General features: G+C 43.5%; 23 protein-coding genes. 8 read left to right on the top strand and 15 right to left on the bottom strand.

Going from position 1 to position 21,661, the window contains the following annotated elements; all coding sequences use genetic code 11:
- Positions 1 to 93: 93 nt before the first annotated feature.
- The 5 genes from RQP50_RS16110 to RQP50_RS16090 all read right to left on the bottom strand — a co-directional run bounded on the left by RQP50_RS16110 (position 94) and on the right by RQP50_RS16090 (position 4,059).
- A complete protein-coding gene (locus tag RQP50_RS16110; protein ID WP_072729440.1) occupies positions 94 to 1,383 on the bottom strand; it encodes a DUF4179 domain-containing protein in 1,290 nt (429 codons plus the stop codon).
- Positions 1,349 to 1,912 carry a sigma-70 family RNA polymerase sigma factor gene (locus tag RQP50_RS16105; protein WP_072729441.1) on the bottom strand — a complete coding sequence of 188 codons (564 nt, stop codon included), beginning with the start codon at positions 1,910 to 1,912 and terminating at the stop codon, positions 1,349 to 1,351. Before RQP50_RS16105 ends, RQP50_RS16110 begins: the two co-directional genes overlap by 35 nt.
- Positions 1,913 to 2,146: 234 nt before the next feature.
- Positions 2,147 to 2,437 (bottom strand): hypothetical protein, encoded by a 291-nt coding sequence (locus RQP50_RS16100; RefSeq protein WP_315746031.1) that lies wholly within the window; start codon positions 2,435 to 2,437, stop codon positions 2,147 to 2,149.
- Between the two features lie 114 nt (positions 2,438 to 2,551).
- Positions 2,552 to 3,319 carry a GNAT family N-acetyltransferase gene (locus RQP50_RS16095; protein ID WP_315746030.1) on the bottom strand — a complete coding sequence of 256 codons (768 nt, stop codon included), beginning with the start codon at positions 3,317 to 3,319 and terminating at the stop codon, positions 2,552 to 2,554.
- Positions 3,320 to 3,477: 158 nt separating this feature from the next.
- Positions 3,478 to 4,059, bottom strand: a complete 582-nt coding sequence (locus RQP50_RS16090) for a DJ-1/PfpI family protein (RefSeq protein WP_315746029.1) — start codon at positions 4,057 to 4,059, stop codon at positions 3,478 to 3,480.
- A gap of 140 nt (positions 4,060 to 4,199) precedes the next feature.
- Between RQP50_RS16090 and RQP50_RS16085 the strand changes: the two genes are divergently transcribed.
- Both RQP50_RS16085 and RQP50_RS16080 read left to right on the top strand, forming a co-directional pair.
- A complete protein-coding gene (locus RQP50_RS16085; protein ID WP_072729444.1) occupies positions 4,200 to 4,640 on the top strand; it encodes an Lrp/AsnC family transcriptional regulator in 441 nt (146 codons plus the stop codon).
- A 94-nt stretch (positions 4,641 to 4,734) separates the two neighbouring features.
- Positions 4,735 to 5,298, top strand: a complete 564-nt coding sequence (locus RQP50_RS16080; protein WP_072729445.1) for an SMI1/KNR4 family protein — start codon at positions 4,735 to 4,737, stop codon at positions 5,296 to 5,298.
- 182 nt (positions 5,299 to 5,480) lie between these two features.
- On the opposite strand, the gene RQP50_RS16075 is transcribed toward RQP50_RS16080, so the two are convergent.
- The gene (locus RQP50_RS16075; protein ID WP_072729446.1) at positions 5,481 to 5,777 is read right to left on the bottom strand and encodes a putative quinol monooxygenase; all 297 of its coding nucleotides are present in this window, start codon (positions 5,775 to 5,777) and stop codon (positions 5,481 to 5,483) included.
- Between the two features lie 49 nt (positions 5,778 to 5,826).
- Positions 5,827 to 6,465 carry a nitroreductase family protein gene (locus RQP50_RS16070; protein WP_072729447.1) on the bottom strand — a complete coding sequence of 213 codons (639 nt, stop codon included), beginning with the start codon at positions 6,463 to 6,465 and terminating at the stop codon, positions 5,827 to 5,829.
- 230 nt (positions 6,466 to 6,695) lie between these two features.
- On the opposite strand from RQP50_RS16070, the gene RQP50_RS16065 reads away from it, so the two are divergent.
- Complete coding sequence (locus RQP50_RS16065; RefSeq protein WP_315746028.1) at positions 6,696 to 7,127, top strand: MarR family winged helix-turn-helix transcriptional regulator; 432 nt, start codon at positions 6,696 to 6,698, stop codon at positions 7,125 to 7,127.
- Between the two features lie 264 nt (positions 7,128 to 7,391).
- Entirely contained in the window at positions 7,392 to 8,774 is a 1,383-nt protein-coding gene (locus RQP50_RS16060) for an SMI1/KNR4 family protein (RefSeq protein WP_315746027.1), read from the top strand.
- 205 nt (positions 8,775 to 8,979) lie between these two features.
- Here RQP50_RS16060 and RQP50_RS16055 read toward each other — a convergent pair whose 3' ends face one another.
- The 6 genes from RQP50_RS16055 to RQP50_RS16030 all read right to left on the bottom strand — a co-directional run bounded on the left by RQP50_RS16055 (position 8,980) and on the right by RQP50_RS16030 (position 14,271).
- A complete protein-coding gene (locus RQP50_RS16055) occupies positions 8,980 to 9,540 on the bottom strand; it encodes an SMI1/KNR4 family protein (protein ID WP_315746026.1) in 561 nt (186 codons plus the stop codon).
- 17 nt (positions 9,541 to 9,557) lie between these two features.
- Positions 9,558 to 9,998: a DMP19 family protein gene (locus tag RQP50_RS16050; protein WP_315746025.1), complete on the bottom strand. Its 441-nt coding sequence runs from the start codon at positions 9,996 to 9,998 to the stop codon at positions 9,558 to 9,560.
- Positions 9,999 to 10,112: 114 nt separating this feature from the next.
- Positions 10,113 to 11,780, bottom strand: coding sequence for a DUF6138 family protein (locus RQP50_RS16045; RefSeq protein WP_315746024.1), 1,668 nt, complete (start codon positions 11,778 to 11,780; stop codon positions 10,113 to 10,115).
- Between the two features lie 49 nt (positions 11,781 to 11,829).
- Positions 11,830 to 13,125 carry a DUF1963 domain-containing protein gene (locus RQP50_RS16040; RefSeq protein WP_315746023.1) on the bottom strand — a complete coding sequence of 432 codons (1,296 nt, stop codon included), beginning with the start codon at positions 13,123 to 13,125 and terminating at the stop codon, positions 11,830 to 11,832.
- Positions 13,126 to 13,175: 50 nt separating this feature from the next.
- Positions 13,176 to 13,535, bottom strand: a complete 360-nt coding sequence (locus RQP50_RS16035) for a hypothetical protein (protein ID WP_072729452.1) — start codon at positions 13,533 to 13,535, stop codon at positions 13,176 to 13,178.
- A 61-nt stretch (positions 13,536 to 13,596) separates the two neighbouring features.
- Positions 13,597 to 14,271, bottom strand: a complete 675-nt coding sequence (locus RQP50_RS16030; RefSeq protein ID WP_072729635.1) for a hypothetical protein — start codon at positions 14,269 to 14,271, stop codon at positions 13,597 to 13,599.
- Positions 14,272 to 14,647: 376 nt separating this feature from the next.
- Here RQP50_RS16030 and RQP50_RS16025 point away from each other — a divergent pair, with 376 nt between their 5' ends.
- From RQP50_RS16025 to RQP50_RS16015, 3 genes are read left to right on the top strand one after another with little or no spacing between them, the layout of a single operon-like run.
- Positions 14,648 to 15,460, top strand: coding sequence for a MerR family transcriptional regulator (locus tag RQP50_RS16025; RefSeq protein ID WP_315746022.1), 813 nt, complete (start codon positions 14,648 to 14,650; stop codon positions 15,458 to 15,460).
- Positions 15,435 to 16,073, top strand: a complete 639-nt coding sequence (locus RQP50_RS16020; protein ID WP_315746021.1) for a GNAT family N-acetyltransferase — start codon at positions 15,435 to 15,437, stop codon at positions 16,071 to 16,073. The genes RQP50_RS16025 and RQP50_RS16020 overlap by 26 nt, the downstream gene beginning before the upstream one ends.
- Positions 16,074 to 16,098: 25 nt before the next feature.
- Complete coding sequence (locus RQP50_RS16015; RefSeq protein WP_315746020.1) at positions 16,099 to 17,106, top strand: alpha/beta hydrolase family protein; 1,008 nt, start codon at positions 16,099 to 16,101, stop codon at positions 17,104 to 17,106.
- Between the two features lie 575 nt (positions 17,107 to 17,681).
- Here the strand turns inward: RQP50_RS16015 and RQP50_RS16010 are convergent.
- Positions 17,682 to 18,533, bottom strand: coding sequence for a lipase family protein (locus tag RQP50_RS16010; protein WP_315746019.1), 852 nt, complete (start codon positions 18,531 to 18,533; stop codon positions 17,682 to 17,684).
- A gap of 36 nt (positions 18,534 to 18,569) precedes the next feature.
- Entirely contained in the window at positions 18,570 to 19,385 is an 816-nt protein-coding gene (locus tag RQP50_RS16005) for a lipase family protein (protein ID WP_315746018.1), read from the bottom strand.
- An 860-nt stretch (positions 19,386 to 20,245) separates the two neighbouring features.
- On the opposite strand from RQP50_RS16005, the gene RQP50_RS16000 reads away from it, so the two are divergent.
- Entirely contained in the window at positions 20,246 to 21,586 is a 1,341-nt protein-coding gene (locus tag RQP50_RS16000; protein WP_227774670.1) for a lytic polysaccharide monooxygenase, read from the top strand.
- Positions 21,587 to 21,661: the final 75 nt, after the last annotated feature.

Raw genomic sequence — 21,661 nt, 5'->3', positions numbered from 1 at the left:
TCTATCTTCTGGGCTTTCATATACTCTAAATCTGGTTATTCCTCTATTTTGGTTTGTGTAACGTATGATTATGAACCGCTGTACAGCGTGATTTTATTTTTTATTATCTAAAGGAATCGATATTTTCTTCTTATAGGTTTTTATATATTGGTAGCCGTCCACCAGTAGGAATTCTGGTTTATCGGTTGTGTTAAACGAATACGTCTGTTCCCACAGAATGTTGCCGTTCTTCAAATCCCATTGTCTTTCTTTCGATATTGACGATACAGGAATAACTTTGCTGCCAGCCTGTACGGACAATGTGTCCATCTTCAAGAAAGTAAATTGTTTTCTCGCAATGACAACATCATGACCTGTAGCCGTTTTGGTAACGCTGCGAATCCAGAACTTTTCATCTCCAATTTGAATGGAGCGATCGGATGGTGATGCAAGCGAGATAGGCTCTTGTATGTTATGATATCCTTCAAAATTGACGAGTTCAAGCTCAATGGACTGAATATTGTCTGTAGGGAATGGATCAAATTTCAGTTCGAAGTCTGGATTACTTCCCCCTCCTCTAGTCCAACTAACTTCTTTTCCATTCACATAGAGCTTGGTTTGGCCTGAAAATCTCGGATATTCCTCTAATTCATAATGTCCCTTCACGATGGTTGAGGTTGGGGAAGCCGTAATGTAGTCATAATGAATGGTTCCTTTATCGACAACGATGGATTCGGAAATATCCTCTTTAATGATACTCTTCATCGCTTTGTTCGCTTCAAAATCGAAGGAGATGGGATAGGATATCTTCTCCCCATTGTCCAGCCACTCAGTGAATGTAAGGGTTAATGTACGAGAAAATGGACTGACTGGTTCGAAATCAGCATCTCCCACGAACTGGCTTTTATTTTTTCCGGGACTTCCGCCCCCCTCAATTGGGCTGGAATCGGTCAAGAACCCTTTCACATGTTCAAAACTATACCGTACAAAGTCGTGGTCCGTATACTCAGTGCCCGCGGGTCGATCAATTGTATAATATAAGCGGAATACGTTATCGTCCGCAATTACGCCATTAATAGCAAGGACAGTTCCATCCTTAAGCGTTGTGCTTTTGTTTACTTCTTGTGCGACTCCCTGCTTCATCACATCCGCAATGCTGTTGAAGTTGACGCCGCCAAACAATTTGCTGCCGTAATAAGCTAAGGCTGGATACTCGTATACCCCGACCATGAGAATGACTGCTGCCGCTGCCGATGCAACCCATGCTCTCGTCTTATTCTTGTTTCTTTTCTTGACAGGAACATGTTGAAGCGCATCTCGAAGTCTGCCCTCAAGTTCTGACGGAGCCTGGATTTGATTCAATATCTCTTTATGCTCCTGTAACTTCTCCTCGATCGTTGTCATAACGATCACCTCCGATCATCACTTTTAGTTTTTGTATACCCTGTGAGATTCTTGATTTGATCGTTCCAAGCGGCGCGCCGGTCATATCTGCAATCGTCTGATACGGAAGATCATGAACATAACGAAGCTCGATCGCCTCCCGCTGCTGTGCATTCAGATGGGATAGCAGCACCTGCATGTCCATTTCGGACTCGGTATCACGATAAGGATTATCATCTGTTAATGCAGCTAGTGATGGCTCTTGCTCGTCTTCCAGTGGTACGAACCGATCCTTTTTGCGAAGCAATGCTTTACAGCGATTGACGAGAATCGTCTTGCTCCAACTGTAGAACGCTTCGTTCATCTGCAATTGCCCAATCTTCTCATATAGTGCGACTATCATATCTTCCATTGCATCCATCGCATCATGCTCATTGCCCATGTAGGTATAGGCAAGTCGGTAATAAGCGTCCTTATCGGCCATAATGAGCTGTAATAATGCCTCTTTGTTGCCTTTTTTGGCTTGTTTGACAAGATGGCTTACTCTCATGTTCACTCCCCTTTTCATAGATAAGAGATCGCGGGGATCAGAAAAGTTCATTTTATATAAAAAATTATACATAAACGTCAAATAGCCCACACCTTGTTACACAGATGAGGGCTCTATTAATCGTCTGATTACACTGTAGATTGCTGCACTAGCTTGACGCCGCGTGGCGTTCTGACGAACAACCAATTTTAAACTCTTTTCGCAAAAATTGCGATTTGTAGAGAGTCGATTCGATTAATCTTGATTTGATCTTTCTGTTTTTACATTTACGGATGAGAGTTCCCTTGAAAATGCTCCATCATGGCGCCAAATATAATACGCTTGGTTCTCGATAAAACCGCAAACAAAATCTAAGAGTTCTGCTATAAAGTCTTGTTGCCACTCATTTTTTAAATTTTGATGAATTGCTAAGAGGCGGTTGTAAACCATGCTTTCATCCAAGCCGCTATCATGCAGCATAACTAGAAAATCGTATCCGCGCTTTACTAAAGGGTAATAATCTACATCATTCAATAGCAACGGCAATTTTTCAATTTCATTGAAAATCTGTTCATAATTACTCGGATGTTTATCTGTTATAATCCTCTCCTTCTGTTTAAGGATCAACGCACATTTGACAGGTTCGTTTTAAAGGATAATTCAGTTTACAGAGTCAGGAGAAATGATTTCCCACTTGCCAAACAGTGTTAAACCTGCGGCTTTAGCCAAGGACGTAGACGCATAGTTATCAAGCTGGCATCTGTATTGGGGTTCGTACCCTTGTGTGTAGGCGAACTTGCTAATGGAGCGCACTACTTTGCAGGCATGGCCTTTCCCTCGATAATCATTCAGCGTGAGCACTCCGGTATCCGCTATATGCGAATTCAGCCATGGGTACATGCTGGCGGCACTCACTAAGCGGTTATGCTCAAACGAGCCAAACACAGCCCAGTGATCCAATTCCACATAAGCGTCATCCAAGTCTTGTTCCGAGGCAGAGGCTTGGAATTCGGAAAATACAGCATGGTCTTGCTCTGTCAATTGCCGCAAATCACCGTCCACGGCTTCTTGCATCAATGAGTTCTTATCGGCTTCTGTAAAATAGAAGAGATAATCTGCCCCATGCAGCGTAACCCCTGCTTCATTTAATTTTTGTCTCAAGGTGGCTTCAGTCAGTTCTGCTTGCTGAGTAAGGCCCGCCTTATCAGCCATTGCCGGCGTCAGAACCGCCATTACCTTCCCGTCGGTCATTGCCAATACCATAACCCGGTTGTCATCGCTCAGGTCAGGGTTGATGGTGAGCGTAAGGACTTCATCGTGGTAAAGGACTTCCCCGTTTCCGAATTGCTCCCGCCAAAAGGCAGCAATCATCTCTGAAAATATAGGCATGCTTGTCGTTTGGAGTGGTTGATTTTGTTGATTTGGCATCTTGATCATTTCCCTTTTCTTTAGACTTTTCCCTACTCATTTGCATGTGCTTCCTAATATAAGAAGCCCTATGCCAAACTGTAAATGAAAAGTTTTGCTTTTACTATGTTGAATACTCCTTTATTTATTTTCTGCACATTCACTTGCTTCTGAATGATTCAAAATCCCATAAGATCCTTCACATGTTCCGCATTTTTTTTAGACGTTAGTTTTTCGAGTAATAGAAATGCAACATCAAAAGCTGTACCTGGATTGGAAGATGTAATAATATTTCCATCCTGAACAATTAAATCATTTTGCACAACTGCGCCGAAATTCTTTAACTGCTCTTTTCGTTTACTCGTTGAATGATTGTATGTGGTAGCTTTTTTTTCTTTAAGAATTCCGCTTTTGCCAAGTGCTAATGATGCAACACAGATACTAGCAATCGGTTTCTGATTGGAATAGAAATGTTGAATGATACTTAAAAATGGCGCACTGAAGGCATCCTCGTAAAATCCAGCTTCTTCAAATCCTCCTGGAATAGCGAGTGCATCAAACTCATCTAGTTGAATATCATTGACCGTTTTTTCAGGGATAACAGTAAAATTCCATGTACAGGTCAATTGATTCCGAAGTCCAACTGTTACTACCTCAGTTGAGCCATCTCCCTCCCATTTATTCCAACCTAGCACATCTGTAAATACACTAGCTTCTACAGCTTCAAATCCGTTAGCTAATAATAATAATATCTTTTTCATGTTCTAAATCCCCTCCATATCCTTATTTTATAAAAATATAGAAGGCTCATGAACAGGCTAGAAAAGGATATTTTATTGTTTGACTTTAATTTATTAATTATTTTGGTTATTCTATATTATAAAAAAAGGTTGGATAAGTTATGGATCAAATTGATAAAAATATCGTGAGAATATTACAGTCGAATGCAAAAATTTCCATGAAGGATTTAGCAGAAGCCGTTCATTTATCTTCCCCATCCGTAACTGAGCGAGTACGAAAGTTAGAGGAGCAACAAATTATTGAGGGTTACCATGCACGCGTTTCTCTAAAAAAAATGAACCGTCCAATCTCTGCACTTATTTTGTTTGAATCGAAGGATTGTAAATCATTAGCAAGCTTTTGTCGTAACCATCCAGATGTACTTGAGTGTCACCGGGTAGCAGGGGAAATTAGCTATATTGTCAAAATAGCAACGTATTCTGTAGAGAGTTTAGAACAATTTATTGATGATTCCATGCAATATGGTACGCCCTCAACAAATATCGTGTTATCTTCCTATGAACAAAAAGTAATCGACCCTTATACTAGTGAAGAAGAATGAAAAATCGCGGTATAATCAGTTAGCTAGTAGCGATACTTTCTCCTGAATTATTCATATGTAATCAATCGGGCAGATTAAAAGGAGGAATGCTCGGATGAATTGGGCATCTGTATTCGAAGTTTGTTACCAGAAAAATCCTGGTTTGACGGAGCAAGAAGCGGAACATTTTATTAGTCATTGGAACAACCCTCTATCTGAGGAGGAGATTGCGGAAATACGGGAAAGGCAGCGCAATCCCTTTCCTGTAACCGATCCTTTACATAAGCTATACCAGCCGTTCGATCCGGCAAAATGGTCTATTCCGAACAAGTGTCTTCCCGCCGCTTATCTTGATTTACTGCGTTTTTCCAATGGCGGTGAATTCAGAAATGGTGTTCGGCATTTTCAGTTTTTCAGTGCTGATGAGTTACGAGCGATGATGCTGGCCTATGAATTTCCCGAGTATATGCCAGAGGCGATCCCCTTTGCTATGGATGGCTGCGGGATTCATTATGCTTGGGATATGCGCAGCAGCTCAGAAGAAAATGAATATCCCATTCTTGTATCTCACTCGGGAAATTTAGGATACGCGGACAGCGCACAAGTTGCTTCAACCTTCATAGAACTATGTATGGGAACAATCTCGGCTGAAGATTTACTTTACGGTAATGATGAATGATTGCAGGAAGACCATTCGATTTGTTTTACACAAATGAAGGCTTGATCGTCAAGATGAAGCGCCAGCGATATTGGACTGTGTGTTTTCTTTTTCAGGACGACGTTATAAGGAAAATGACCTCTAATTCCACAATACCGTGGTGGATTTAGAGGTCATTTTTTATAAATCATAGTCCTATTCTTTTACGCTTTTACTTCAGATCCACTATACACTTTCACTTCGAGCGGAGCTGTTAAATAAGCTTTAGCCTTTGCAACAAAAGAAGTGAAATGTTCACTTGAATTGTGTGCTGCCACCGCTTCTTGGTCTTTCCATACTTCCACCATGATATAGACATGTTCTGTTTCTACGCTTTTATAGAAATCATAAGCAATGTTTCCACTTTCCGCTCTAGAAGCTTTCACTAGAGATTGAATCTCTTCAACGTAAGCTTGTTCTTTTTCTGGATTTACACTTGAAACAGCATGAATAATGATCATTTGAATCCCCCTCTGCTCGTTAATTTTCATTCATAATTCACACAAAAATTTATTTCCACTCGGTTATTGTCTCCACAGGAAGACGTACGGATTGGTATCCTGCTCCATCTGCTTTTCCAATGGAAATGAGCATTACCGGAACATAGCGCTCTTTATCCATACCGAAAGCTTCTGCGATCTGATCTTTTTCAAACCCTCCAATTGGACAAGTATCATATCCATGAGCACGAGCTGTTAGCATGAACTGCATCGACACGAGTCCGCCGTCAATAAGCACGGTTTCTTTGTTTACTTCAGGAGACAGATTTGCATAGTAGTTTGTTAATGCTGCCATCTGTTTTTCTTTCACTTCAGTTGGCATATATCCTAGTTCTACAGCCTTGCTATAGATCGCTTCCCCATTTTCAAAGCTATTCAGATCCCCGAATACTGCAATCATTGCTGAAGAAGTTTCAACTTGCAGCTGGTTAAAACGAGCGAGAGGTGCTAATGTTGCCTTGCCCTCTTCACTTTCAATGACTAGAAAACGCCATGGTTGCATATTGACAGATGATGGTGCACGAGTAGCATCTTCAATCATTTCTGTCATTTCTTCCTTGCTTATTTTTACGGACGAGTCATATTTGCGAATAGAGCGGCGTCCTACCAGTATTTCTTGAAAATCATTGTTCTTTGTTGTGTTAGACATGATGTGATCTACTCCTTAATCTATATAAATGTAAATCCTTTGATCAATCAACAATTGATTAGTCAACGATTGATATGTCAAACAATATATATCATGACTAACATTTAGTCAAGTGAATTTCTATAGATATACTCAGACGAATGCCTGCTGTCTTCCTTGAAGAATGAGGTTATGTATTCTATAATTGACGCATCAATGATTGATTAATCATCTATAGAGGTGGAAAAACAATGCAAGTGTCTCATCAGGAAATGAAGCAAATATTTCTCATGTTCAAAAATATGGAACGACATGTCACTCAGCACTTTGAGAAACGATTAGGCATTAGCTTAACGAGATATGAAATCCTGTACAAATTACTTGAAATGGGCTTGCTTTCTCAGATCGGTTTACAACAAGAGATGAAGATTGATCAAGCTGCAATTACAAGACATTTAAAAATACTTGAGGGAAAAGGCTTTGTTACCCGCAATCGCAATGAGCAGAATAATCGTGAAGTGATTGTTCAGATTACAGAGGCAGGCAAGGACATTTTAAGGAACTGTGATGTAGATAAAAACCAATTTATCGCTGAATTGTTTGGTGGGTTTTCAGAGCAAGAGGTAAAGCAACTGCAGATTTTAGTGAAAAAGCTTGATCATAACGTAGAAAAATTATCATAAGTCTTGACATTTTTGCTTTTGATGGCGGGAGCAGTCGAACACGATCCAATGTGTGTTTATGGGTAGCGTCGTTTTTGTGGGATTTGTCTTTTACCTAGTCGGGTTGGCTCCAAACAATTCCTCGCAACAAAGGTTCTCGCAGGACAAAATCAAGTTAATACTATTGGTCTTTTTTACCTTGTCCAATTTGATTTTGTATGCGATCATTACCTATTGGAACGTACGTACTGGAGAAGTAGATTCTATAAATTCATGGAGGCAGCAATGAACCAAATACTTATGGATCAATTGAACCAATGGCATGAAGATGATGAACACCAGCGAATTGTGGACACACTGTTAGCCATACCCGAGAACGAACGGGATTATGAAATGATAAGCCGACTGGCCAGAGCCTATAATAACTTGGAACTCTATGAAGAAGCGCTCCATCATTCTAATAGCATTGCTGAAGCGGGGCAGCACGATCCGCGGTGGCACTACCGGGTAGGTTTTGCTCTTTATCATGTAATGCGCTATGAGGAAGCCGTTCAGGCATTGCGTACCGCTGAACGGTTAGAGCCTGGTGATCAGCATATCGAATTCTTATTGCAGTTAAGTGTTCAAAAAGCGGAGAAACAACAAAGACAAGAACGCCGAATTGCAGCTAAGAAAGAAGCAGCCTTGAAAGCGAGTGGATCGGCAGTAGTAGAGCCTTTTTCGGATATGTCTCTTGATGATTTTTGGGATGATCGCGAGTATGCGAGAGAAACTTATCAATCCGAGCCGCCTACGGATGAGCTGATCGCCTCAATTGAGGAAGAATTGGGATACAAGCTCCCCTCCTCCTATATCACACTGATGAAGCAGCGTAATGGTGGGGTTCCGAAGAACACCTGTTTCCCGACTGAGGACGCTACTTCTTGGGCAGAGGATCATATCGCAATCACAGGAATTCTGGGTATTGGCCGTGAGAAGAGCTATTCGCTCTGCGGGGATCTCGGCAGTCAGTTCATGATTGAGGATTGGGGATACCCTGACATTGGCGTCGTGATCTGCGATTGTCCTTCAGCAGGCCATGACGTCGTTATGCTGGACTACCGAGCTTGCGGAAGAGATGGCGAACCAGAAGTCATTCATGTTGATCAGGAGGACGATTATGAAATTACGTTCCTAGCCGATAATTTCGAAGCGTTTATTAGAGGTCTAGTAAGCGCAGAGGAGTATGATACTTCTGAGGAGGATAAGCTAGAAGATCTTCATAGGGTAGCTCACGGCAAATTTTCTCCGTTGTTGGAGGAGCTATGCGCTAATGTAATCGAAGTGGATCAGATTGAACAGAGAATTCGCCGGATCTGTACACAGATTGTTGAAGCGAAAGGCCATTTTTCCTTTCATTCGGATGAACGTTCGTATTTGATGTATGATGTGCAGTTTTGGCTATATACAATGTCATATCCCGAGACCAGCCGCGAGCAGTACCTAGGAATCTATGAGAAAATGATCGCCTTCGGCGGCGAGTTCGGTCAAGGCGGTTACGGCCCATCCTTTATTTCGGATTGGCTGGATCGCCGTAAGAAGGAAGGACGGATCGTACAGGTGAATGGACACCTTCGGTTTACGGAACAGTCAATTGAGGAACTGGTTCGGCAGCTGCAAGAGGCCTGAAAAAGACCGAGGAAGCATCATGCAACCAATCAGAAGAGCCCACGTTCGGACGAGGGCTCTTCTTCTTCTTAGAAATGGGAGATTCGCTATTTCGACATACCTCTCAAGTATATTTAAATAATAGTTATGAATATCGTGCTCCGCGACTTGGGAAGCTACAATACGCTAATTCGTCACTTTACCTTAAATCAAATAACATGTCTCTCTATTTCAATTCAAAAGCATAGTCAAAAAATGATTTGAAATTGGGATACAAAAATTCCATCGACGCTTTCAGTTGATCGCGCCCTGTCTTTTCTTCATCAAAATCAAATAATATTTCATGGTCAATCTCATAGATTGCATAGTGCTCCTCATCCGGACCAGTAAGATCCATACATAAAATATGACCATACTCGGAGTCCCAGGCGAATGGAAGGTAACCCCACTTGCACAATAGTGGATTATACATATCTTGAATGCGGCGTAACGGCTCATCGACCGGTTGTGCTGGCACGATGTCGAAATAGTGATGATAGGTTGAAATGAATGCTTGATACCATTCCGGAAAGTCCAGCCCGAATTCTTTTTCCAGCGCACAAATGTCGCCATCAGTAACGGTTGAAGGAACTAATCTCCATATCGACCACTCCTCATTAGAGTCGGTTGCCTTCATTTCATCCGGAACGTCTGGCATCATCCATCTACCAAATCCATCCTCCGTTACTTGCTCATATCGGCGATAATAATCTTCAAATCCTTTTTTGATATAGTCCCGTTTATCCAATACATAGCTTCCTCTCATTAAGTATGTATTTCCAACTGCTCTACGTAGTATCGATGTGCGATTTCCGCGATTTTATCTGGATCTTCCCAAAATTGCTTATCCAACTTATCCAGTCTCTCTATCTCTTCCTCAGTAAGGAACCGAGGAATATCCCAGAGCTCTGTAAGGCGCTTGTCTCCCGACAAACGTTCGATACAGGCATATCCGGATTGTATGATGTCAAGTGCATGAACCGCTCCAATTGCTTGTAACGCTCGAATTGCATGGAGATATGCCGCTTCTCCCCAATTGCAGAAAAACTGGATAAACCCGCCGTTATATAAGTCAACTTCCAACAGCCACAAGGAAGTGATCTCTTGTTCCTCTGGAGTCAAGGCATCCCAGCCTGAATCATTCTTCTTATCCACAAATGACGATGCAAAATCGAACCAAATGTCGCAGATATCCGTCTTCTCCATTTTGTTTCCCCCTTTAATGTGTGCCTTGTAGATCAGAACATCATTTATACGCTTCATTTATACATGGAACGTCGCTGCTTACCTGATCATTTATTAGGTTAATATTCAATAGAATTAACAGTTCGAGAGAGTCAATAGCTGCTCCAGTCTTTCTTTTAGCGGCGACTCTGCTTTTCGTGCCGCTCCCTCCAGCTTCTTCACGCTTCCAAAGATTCGGCACACAACCATCTCACATTGATAATTTTCTTTATCTTGCAATGCCTCGATAAGCGCCTCGGCAAGCTCAGGCCGGTCGATAGTCAGATTTTTGACCCTCGTCCCCTCGTCAATTCCTCCCAGCAACATGGATACGATCACCGGCATATGCTCTGCCTTGACGCCATGCGCCTCGATAAATGCCTGCGGATAGCCGTCCTGCACCATTTGGTGTTCCGTATCCACCATGCCCATATAACGGGATACCAATGAGAAATAATCCTCACTGTACAAGCCGAGGCCTAGTACGGCATAAGTGCCCGGCATAGCCGATTTCTCGCTTGGCTCCACATCGCTGTACCATGCGAACTCCTCCATTGCCGTTTCTGCATACTCTGCAACTTTGGGGAACAACGCCGGATAGCTGAGTGCATTGGCAAAAAAACGATGCAGCTTGGACTTCGCCAGCTTTTTATATGGAAGCACATGCTTTTGGCTGCTTTTCAGTTTAAGGTTGTATTCTTTGGGGAAATCCTGCCGCAACAGATTAATGATATAATCGAGCGCTTCACCGTATGCTGCCTCCTCTTCAGATAGAATCCGGATGTCGATCGTTTTCGTCACGTCATTGTTGTGGGCCTCTATTTTCTCTCCCCGATAGGTGCTCTCAAATTTACCGCTGCCTATTTTCAAATAATCTGCTGCCCGCTTTGAACCCAATTGCGCCGCAAGTTCCAGATATTTCAGCCGATTATCCGGATCAGTGAAGCCAATCTGTACGGCTGCATAAATAAAGAACTCCAATTCTCCTGCATCTACGGAAGAAGGAATCGCTTCCTCCTTCAACACCCATTCGTTTCGATAATAACCGGTTTGGTTAAAATGCTGCGGTAAAAAGTAATCCTCCGCCCAACGTTTGAAGGAATAAGAATATCGGCTGGTCCATTCTTTTTTGCGTTCTTGGTTCTCTTTCAGCTTGTCATTGAGTCGTCGGATTAACGGCTCGATCTCTTCTACTTCCTGTTTCATTAGATCAGGATTGACCACATGGCTGGCAAAAAAGAAATAGTCATCTACTGCTGGTTGCACTGGTGGATCAGATAATACCTTAGTTTGAATAAATTGCTCTAGGGTCTGTTTCAGTTGATTTAGCTTTGGCTCATTGATGAACTGTTGATTACGCGATAACTTAGAATTTTCCCATTCAAAATCCAATACAACCTCAAACTTGTAATCAAAGAAACGCGCTCCCAGCTCCTCAGAGCGGAACAGTCGCTCTACTCTTTCGCATAAGGCAGGAAAGAACTCCTCAATGAGAAGTTCATCCGTTAACTCCGTAATGTAGGCGCCAGCTTCCACTTTATACGAGCTGTCGCTCCAAGATAATGGCTCATAGATATCGATATGGATGTTTCCATTAGCCCATGTAAACTTGCCTTTTCTCCATGCGACTCGAAGATAATCCTTGACTCCGGCTTGTAAACTTCTTTTATCCTTAAACTCGCTCAGCCTTTTGCTTTCTTTTGCGTAAATCGATGTGACTTCCTCCCACACATCATTCAGAAAAGCTTCTACAGCGTGATTCAACGGTGTCTCCTCCTGATTAAAAAGTGAATATGCTTTCAGCCTCTATGAATCAGCTCTGCTGATATAATGTTGCCGTCATCCTATCCTCTATACAAATAAACATATAGAAAATGCCTTCACCATACTTGTCGAAATCAGCCCAGTCCAGCTGACCGATAAACCGCATTCTTTGGGCGCAGCAAGGACAATGCGGGAAGTCGGCATCCTGCACCCAACTTGGATGACCTCCGATTTGCGAATCTTGCTGAGTTAATGTCCAAGTCGCAGCATAGTACGGAGAGTGTGGCTCGGATGATAGAGTAAGTTTAATTTCTTCAACCGTAACGCTGCTGTCCTCGTCATCCCAATTAGGCAAATAATCGGGCTTCTGATTATATCGGCTCCAGACCGGTTCTCCCTGTTGATCGAGCTCCATGTAAATCGTGCTGAAGCCTCCACAGTGTTCGCATGTTGCCACTTGCAGGCGTTCCATCGGCAGGAAGAGATACGCCAAGGATGGATGAGTGGTGTCCGCGTCCATCAAGATAGTGAGCTTCCTCTTGCACCATGGACAATTGGAATTGCTCGTCTGTAGGAAGTGCGCAGTAGACGTTTCTGCTCCTGAAAGTATCGGCTGTTCATCCGTTAACCGAATCGCATAGCATCGCTCACTAATCAATTCGCGTCTTTCCCCATTCGATGCAAGCTCCCAGCCCCCCTCCAGGGCATACACGTCAGGATTGACGAACAACTGACCAGCCCACTTCGGCGGATGCAGCCGCCATTGCTCAAATTGTCTCACAACCTCTGTGTCACCGATCCAGCTCAGTATGAGCAGGATATGATTGCGGTTGTCGTCGTCCCATTCTACTTGCTGGAGGAGTCGCTCCCGGATTTCAGGCGGCGCATCCTTAAATAAGATCGAGGGATAATACATGTCACGCTCTATGAGTTTGGGCAGAACTTTGGAAATATCATCATTCCGGTAACATACGAGAGATAGTAGAATTTGTTCCGCTTCATCCTCATTCCCAGCATCCAGTAGCTCCACCGCATACTTCAGCATTTGCGCTGCCTCTGCAGCCGTCAAGGATACATAGATGTGTTCCTTGCTATGCGGGTAATCGACATATTGAATTAGCGGACTATATGTTCTTTGTGCATGCATAACCTTCAAAATGTCTATCGGGTTCGTCAAGCCTTCATACAAATTCACCGTTTTACGATGCTGCTTAATATACGTTTGCTTTTTTTGCCGTTCCTGTTCCTGTTGGCAGGGCATGCAGATGCCGCCTGTTTTAGCCGCCGTAGCGGGCAGGATCGTCGAGCTGCAGCCTTCCGTTTTGCATGGAATGCGTTCTGCCATAGTTAAGTACCCTCCATATGGTGTCTTTTATATATCGATCACGAATCGATTCATTTCGGAAACTGCCCTTGAAGATAGGAATTCCAGAGTCTACTAACAAATGCATTGGCGAGCTTGCTATCGAAAGCCTTAGCAATGAGACCGAGGTCGTCAGACACATAACTAGCCAGCTCGGAATTTTGCGTGAGCCGAAACGTTTGCTTGAATACATATTCTCTAATATCTCGAATTGTTGCACTTTCAGTGGGGTCTTTCTTATGTATGGTTTCGTAGCTAGAGTTCCATGCCGCATCGAATGCAGTCGATTCTCTAGCGTCTAATTGTGCATCCCAGTCCTCTTCTTTTTCGAAAACTCGTTCGAAGAAACCGTCAGCACGAATCATAGTTAAGATTTCATTTGGTGTTATCAACGCAATTTCGCCTCTTTCAAATCTATTTGTCTCTCGTTCTAACGCATCAGCATACAACTTCTTACGAGCCGATGAGCAACTTGTGCTCTGAGAAGATTGCGGAATATCCGAGCCTATACAGCTCGAAATAAGGTGCGAACGGGTCGCCCTTTAGTCCGTAGCGATGCCACTGCAAATAATAAGAGATCCAATAATCGCAAGTAATCGAGTAATAGGCCTCATCCAGAATTTCAATCGGTGCATCGTAATCCTTGTGTTCACTCACAACTTCAAACAGCGCCTCATACACATCAGGATCATGAGATTGACGGATCTTGTCTATTTTCCCATGCGGCAGCAGCTGAACTTCTTTGATTCTAGACAGGTATGCTGCTGCATCTGCCGCACCTTCAATTTGCTCGAACTCTTCAAGCAGTTCCTTCAGCCCTTTAATAAACTGTTCGCCATGTTCTCTCAGCAGCTCTTCAGGCACATTTGCAACTTTACTATTAAAATAGCCTGGCACCGTGTCTCCGCCAAAATCCGCGGGATCGAGGATGTCATACATCTGTACAATCCGCTGTAAATAGGCCTCTCCATCTTGCAGCGGCGCAAAGGTAGCCTCCACCCCTTTCCCACTTGGCATATACATTTGAAAATATCCATACAGCTCATTATCTTCGATGACCGCATCATCGGATTCTACATCTTCATCCATGAGCTGGAGTAAATATCTCGCGTATGACTGTTTATCCATTTGCACCTTCCCCATGTCGCTAATCATTAGGATCAATCCCTTCATCTTCACACTACAGATAAAAAAATCAGGAAATCGGAGTCCTATGTTCCATTGATAGATCAAGTAGAAGGAAAGGATTCCATTCCTGATTATGGATAGTATACGGGGTAAGGAAGTTAGCAATCAACCTTACAGCCCACTAGTATTTAGGGAAAGATACCTTAGTCCTACTTGATTGCGTCTTTGTTCCTTATAAATGTTGATACAGCCATTAGATCAAAAGACACATCAACTTGTGTTTTATGAAATATATCTACAACAAATACTTGACCTTAGGTCAGACCTAAGGTGTATCGTTGAGTTATTCCAAGTTTCCCCCCTAGGAGTGGACGTGATGAAAAGTGAAATTACAATTAGCGAGTTAGCGAAGCTGATGAATGTGTCCGTTCATCAAATCCGGTATTTTGAAGAGAAAGGCGTACTTCAACCGAGCTACACAGATAACAACCAGTATCGCATGTACGACATGGAGCAAGTATACCAGCTGGCGCAAATTCTGCTGCTTCGCAAGCTGGAGGTGCCTGTCTCATCCATTAAGGAATGCATGACCTCTTATTCTGGAGCTCAATACCGACAGCTGCTTCATTCATCCCTGAGAGATATCGAAGTGGAAATGCAGCGTCTTAGGGAACTCCAACAGTTCATCCAAAAGGTGCTGCACGAACAGCAGAACGTCATGAACTCGACCAGCACATACCAAATCAAGCGGCGAGAACCTAGGTATTTCACACGGTGGATCGAGATGTATCCCCAGACAAAGCTTACGGCCAAACAATTGGTAGAGCAGCAGAAATCTATTCCGAACTTATTTGAAATGGATATTCACTACATCGATGATGGTTCTAGACTGAGCACCTTATGTCTGGAGACGCAAGCCCCTGGCGATTTTTCTGTGCCGGAGGGAGATTACCTGGCGATGCAGTGCGCCATTCAAGAAGTCGATGAGCTTGATCAAGTTGTAGAACAGTTCTATGAATATGCTGCTGCGCAATCTTATGTTGTATGGGGACCTTTGATCGTTATTGAGAAATCATATTTGTCTCTGTTCAGCAACAACCAGCTTCACTACGAGCTGCAAACGTTAATAAAGCCAGTTGTCAAATCCGAAGGAGGCTATGAACATGACTGTAGCGCGGATAACGATTGAACCGATGCAGCCCAAGTACAATGCCGACGTTGGCCGATTGCTCGTCCACGGGTTTCGCGGGAAATTCCAACACCTTACGAACTTGAGTGAGGAGAATCTTGCTCTTTTTTTCGAGAAGATGCTGGATTCCTTTCCTGCTGAACCGGCAAGCTTGAGGGTTGTCGCGCTGCAAGCGGGAGAAGTGATCGGAACTCTGTCGATTAAATGGAGTGCGAATGCAGAAGTTCAACAGGCAACGAGCAATTTTCCTTCGTGGAAGGATTATCATTTCATTGGAAAATGGACCTTTCTTAAACTGGTAATCGGATTGTCCCTACTAGAGCATAAGCCGTTAGCTGAAGAATGTTATATTGCTGACGTGGCTGTCCACCCTGATCATCGAAGCAAGGGAATTGGAAGATTGCTGTTGGAATGGGCACAGCAGTATGCCCTAGCAGAACCAAGCCTGAGCATACTAAGCTTGCATGTCGCAGGTACGAATCCACGGGCAAAACAGCTGTATGAGCAGTTATCCTTCTCTACCCATATACAAGAATATAGTATTCTGCGTCACTTCTTTTTCAATGAAGGAACATGGCATTATATGACCCGAAAATTGAAGACCTATAGCTGAGAGCTTCACACAAGGAGAATAGTAGATGAAAAAGAAACTAGCGATATCCTTACTATTGATCGTTCTGATATTGGGCGGTACTGGGCTGTATATTTTGAATCAGCACGACTTTGACATGGATGAACAGGCTGTTGAAATCCAGACGCCCCAAGGCAAATTAACAGGCAGCTTCGTACTGCCTAAAAAATACACAAACAAGCTGGGACTTGTGTTGTTCATTCATGGGGACGGCCCTATTGACGCTACGCATGAGGATGGCTATAAGCCGCTATGGGAGCGGCTTGCTTCCCTTGGGTATGCTTCTTTGTCTCTTAATAAAAGAGGCATCAACGGTTCGGAAGGAAATTGGGAGCATCAAAGTATAGATGACCGTGTGGAAGAAGCCCGTCAGGCGATTGCCTGGGCCAAAGAGCAGCCGATGATCGACGGTAAGCAGATTGGGGTATGGGGAGCGAGTCAAGCGGGCTGGGTTATTCCGAAGCTTGCCAAGCAGGAACAGCTCGCGTTTAGCCTTCTTCTATCCCCTGCAATCAACTGGATTAGTCAAGGTGAATACAATACACGCAGTGAAATGCTGGCTGATGGAAAATCAGAAGCAGAGATTCAAGACAAACTGGCCTATAACCGACAAGTACGACAGCTGTTAGAGAAACACGCCTCCTATGAAGAGTATGTCAAAATCGCACGTGAAAAGAGCTTGATGTCGAGAGACAGATGGATATTCGCCGGCAAAAATTTTTTGTCGGATGCCACAGAAGATCTTCGCAACTTCAACTCGCCTGTATTATTAATTCTGGGTGAAGAGGATATAAATGTTGATGTGAAAAATACGGATCGGGTCTATCGAGACATCGTAAAGCCAGAGATGTTGACCGTAGCAGTCTTCCCTGATGCAGATCACTCGATGCTCAGCAAGCAGACGGTGAACTCGAATCTACATGCAACATTCATTAGTCTGTTCGCTCCCAGACAAATTACGATACCAGGCTATATGGATGCGATAGAGCAGTTTCTGAGGAAACTTCCTTACTAAACAACATACCCGGATATGAATAGATGGGGCGGGGTTATTCCCGACCCTATTCGTTTTTTATGTGAGAGCATTTGCTGCCTTTAGTGGTGGGGTTGGTAGTGAAGCAAGTTCAGTATCGCTTGACGTTAGTCTTACTGTATTTGCAGATAATGCTCATGTTGCACGTCTCGATGTCTGCGATCTCTCAGGCCAGAATCCCGCTTTTATCACAACACTCACTCCTCCCGTATTGACTGATGGCAGTATGGATGCCAATACAGGATTGGTTGAAATTCTACCTTATAATTGGCAGAGCATTCGCATTTATAACATTTCCAGTAACCCGCTGCCAGCAGGAGGAATATACGGGATTCTCGCTTCGTTCACTGTCGTGAACTACTTGGGTCCTAACCCGCCTTTCACTCCCGGCAACCCGGCTGGTCTTATGTTCTACGCCAATATCAATTTTTTCAATTAGATATGATTGTGGTATAGCCAGCCCCTCCACTGTCTTCCGACTTATATTAAGGAGTTCGTTCAGCAATCTGGAGGGGAACTCCTGGAACTTCCCGTCTTTCAAGTCGGCTAATGTCGGCTTACCCTTCCTCCTCCACTGGACTGCATATTCCTTTAAACGGTACGCACCAACTTGTATCCGGACACAAACCTGGATTTTCTTCACAAAGTAAGCTCGCGTAATAAGGATTCTTTTTGCTGAGATTTTTAAAATAACAGACAATCTCGTGATTGCGATTGGCCAAACTATTCAATTGAAAGGAGACCGGATACTTCGTCTTCACATGCTCATAGGTTAATCCGCCCTTCGTAAACGGAGGTGGATACGATCGCTCCGGCAAGGTTGGAATAATGTCATGAATATTGACAATGCGAATGCTGTTCTTAACCGTTAGATCGAATTTTGATGCAAACGCAGGGCTTGCGACACGCGGGCTTCCGTACGTATATACAATAGGTTTCGTAAAGGGAGTGTTAACTGCAATATCATAAGCAGCCAGTACGGCTAAGGCTCCTCCTAAACTATGGCCTGTCACGAACAGTGTTTTCGATGTAGAAAGCTTGCTAAGTTCTCTAATCAACGCTTCCCTTGCTGAATGATAGATACATGTGAATCCGCGATGAGTACGTCCAGATTCGGGGACAAAAGGATACGGAATCTGATATAAATCTTGATCCGACTCGTTGTCCTTAAATGTTCGGGTTCCTCTGAAGACGACAATGATTCGATGACTGGATTGCGCAATATAACCGAACACTTCCTCCTCCGGCTCTTCCACGCCAGCAAGAGCACGAATGATCAATGATACGGAAAATCCCTTGGGGAGTACAAATGGTTCTTGTGCAAATAGTTGATAGGCCTGATGGATCATGGCTGATAGTAAGATGGCGTCTTCTGCAACAAAACGATGTTCTAATTCGGATATTTTCATCTAGGCAGCTCCCTTTTCTCATCAAATCTTCATCCTCTAGCATGTTCCCCCAAACGGAACACATATATCGGGATTGGGGCAAAAACCGGGATTGTTGCTGCATAACACACCGGCGAAAACAGGGTCTTTCTCGCTGAGAGATGTAAAGTAACATGCAATGCTGTCATTTCGAGTAACCGTATTCAGTTGAAAGGCAAGCGGGTACTTAGTTTTGACATGCTGATATCGTATCCCCTGCTTCGTAAACGGAGGCGGATAATGCTGAGCAGGAAACGTAGGAAATGAATCATGAATATTCACAATCCTAACTTTATTTCTAATCACATTGTTGAATTGGTTAGCGAAGCGCGGGTCTCCAATACGAGGGCTCCCGTACGTATATACAACAGGATTATTAAACTTGGTGTTGACCGCAATATCCAGCGCGGCTAGCGTGGCCAGAGCCCCACCGTAGTTATGGCCGGTAATAAATAGTTTCTTTGTGGCAGACATCTGATTAAGCTCTTGAATTAGTTTTGTTCTAGTTGATTGATAAATACAGGTGAAACCACGCGAGGTCTTCCCCGCATTTGGAACGAAGGGATACTGTACTTGAAGGATGTCATAGGCTGCTAACAAATCTGCCGGATAGGCCGCATATCCTCTGAACGCGATAATAATTTGATCTGGGGACTCTGCAATAAAACCAAACACGATTTCAGTAGGATTCTCAACATTTGCAAGTGCATGAATCGTATAGATAAGCTTGTATTCCGATGGCAGGACAAGCGTTCCCTCTAGGTATAATGGATACGTCTGATAGCACATAGCAGCAAGCAAGATTGCAGTCTTGCTATGAAAAGAAGATCCCATATCAATAATTCCTCTCTTATGTCCAAGGCAATCAATTTCTTATGATGAACTTAAATGTTAATGGGGTTAATGAACTCGATTCTCCCCTATTCTGAGTATATGCCCAGCTGATTGATATGGTGTTCTTCGTATATATGCCTGTTGGACCATACGACACTACCCTACAAGTTTTTGTATACACCACTGGTACCCTGTCGTGCATGCAAATGTAAGCTTTTGGTTTGGAGTGCATTTCCAATTATATACTCTCCTGCTTCGACATTGACGGGCTCTCCTTTTTTATTTATCACTTTCGCCATACGTCTGTGAGGCCTGAGAAAATATGCTAAGTCCGCAAGTAGGTGAAATGGTGAAAATGCACAAAGTTATGCTGCCAGAAACAAACTAATTGCCACAGAAAACATATAATGATATATTTTTAATGCATAGTAATTTATGGGTATAACTATGTTGTTGTCACAAGGTACTACCTAGTTCTGCTCGGATACATCCTACCTAATTACGTATCCATTTGAGACCTACCCTATGATCAACGATTGAACGAACTGTCCGCGTTCACTATAACGCAACTCGATTCCGAAATCCCTCACATTAACACCCAATCACCCAAAAACAAGAATCAACTACTGCTACTTCATGAATCCGCTTCCACTACTCTAAAATGCATCTCTCACGATTCGACAATATCAAGATGCATTTCTTTTCTATCAAGCTGGTTAACAGAATTATTCGTTATGTTAGGAACTGATATAAGCTCCTAAGAGAGTTTATATATAATCCGCCTATGAAGGAGGTGTCATTTGATTAATTTCAGCGGTTATACATTGCCAATAAAATGAATGAAATGGAGGAAATTCTTGATGTCTACTTTATGTTCATCTGGAGCAAAACGGTTTAACTTTCTTTTTGCTGTCGGCACCGTGCTCGTGCTTCTCTTCGCGATGTCCCTCATACTCGGGGATAAGGCATTCGCACACGGTAACGTGACCAATAGCCGTGCAGGTCTTTGTGCAGACGGCGTGAATAAGAACTGTGGTCTGATTATTTATGAACCTTATAGTTTGGAAGCACATAAGGGATTCCCGGCGGGAGGCCCTGCCGATGGGAAAATTGCGAGTGCTAATGGCGCATTTGCGCCTCTTGACGAGCAATCCGCGACGCGTTGGACTAAGGTTAACATAAGCCCGGGACCGACGACATTTAATTGGAAAATTAAAGTGCCCCACGCAACGACAAGCTGGAAATATTACATCACAAAGCAAAACTGGAATCCTAATGCACCGCTTACTCGCGACTCCTTCGATTTAACTCCTTTCTGCAACGTGCCTTACAACGGTAAATTGCCTGGCAACACATATTCCGACACTTGCAACGTTCCGAGCCGAACTGGGTATCAAGTTATTCTTGCAGTTTGGGAAATTTCCGATACCTTGAATGCCTTCTATAATGTAATTGACGTTAATTTTGGTGGGAACGTTGATAATGTAGCTCCGACTGCTCCAACCGGTGCAGCGGCATCCAATATTGGGGCGACAAATGCAACTATCACTTGGGGCGCTTCCACGGACAACGTTGGCGTAACCGGCTACCAGATCTTTAACGGGCCCAACCAAATCGCAACGACAAACGGAGCGATAACTGCCAACTTGACAGGTTTAACTTCGAATACTTCGTATACGATTACGGTAAAAGCTGTTGATGCCGCAGGAAATATATCCGCAGCAAGCAATGCGGTAACCTTCACGACGCTTCCTGTGACCGGTCCGGATACAGTAGCCCCTACAGCGCCAAGCAGCCTTCATGTCATGGGCAGCTCAACTTCCACAACAGTTCCATTAATGTGGAACGCTTCTACGGATAATGTCGGAGTTACAGGCTATCAAGTATTTCAAGGCACGACGTTGATAGCGACTGTCTCAGGTTCAACTGTGGAATACCTTGTTACGGGTTTGACGGCAAACACTTCGTATTCCTTTACCGTTAAAGCGATTGATGCTGCTGGCAACGTATCGTTAGCAAGCAACGTTCTAAACGTCACTACACCGTCCGCCCCTACTACATATCCGTCTTGGAGCGCAACGACAGTGTATGTAGCCGGTAATAAAGTAACGCATAACGGTGTGAATTATGAAGCAAAATGGTGGACGCAAGGCGAAACACCAGGTTCTTCAGGCGCTGATGTGTGGAAAGTAATCCCTTAAAATCGGCGCGCCATCAATAATCTATGCATATAGCCGACAGGATCTCATTTCGAGTTGCTGTCGGCTATTTTTGGG

Source organism: Paenibacillus suaedae, assembly GCF_032337355.1.
Classification (GTDB): Bacteria; Bacillota; Bacilli; order Paenibacillales; family Paenibacillaceae; genus Paenibacillus_B; species Paenibacillus_B suaedae.
Note: the sequence above shows the minus strand (reverse complement) of the source record. Positions and strands in the feature narration are given on the sequence as shown.